The 349-nt window shown below is 64.5% G+C and carries 1 protein-coding gene; it reads right to left on the bottom strand.

Translation table 11 applies throughout. The features are described from left to right. Positions 1-10: 10 nt before the first annotated feature. Positions 11-349, bottom strand: a 339-nt coding sequence (locus tag E5W70_RS32745) for a hypothetical protein (protein WP_292665517.1), incomplete at its 5' end; no start/stop codon positions are given.

Here is a 349-nt window from a genome sequence, read left to right as displayed (position 1 = left end):
TCGACTACACCTATAAATGGGGAACGCAGAACGGCGACACCGCGCTTGAAAGCTCGTCCGAACTGCAAGCCGTTTTCCGGGAGCACAACCTCGCTACCACCGGAGCCGAACCTTCCGACACCACCACCAGCGACGCCAGTGCTACCGCGACACCCCCTTCCGACGCCGCCACCAGCGACACCAGTTCGACTGTGACTGCCCCTTCCCATGACGCCACCGGCGACACCAGTTCAACTGCGACTGCCCCTTCCCATGACGCCACCGGCGACAGCACTTCGACTGCGACTGCCCCTTCCCACGCCACCAGCAACGCCAGTGCTACCGCGACGCTCCCTTCCGACACCGCCAC

Origin of the sequence: Mesorhizobium sp. (assembly GCF_005063415.1) — a bacterium.
Taxonomy (GTDB): Bacteria; Pseudomonadota; Alphaproteobacteria; order Rhizobiales; family Rhizobiaceae; genus Mesorhizobium.
Note: the sequence above shows the minus strand (reverse complement) of the source record. Positions and strands in the feature narration are given on the sequence as shown.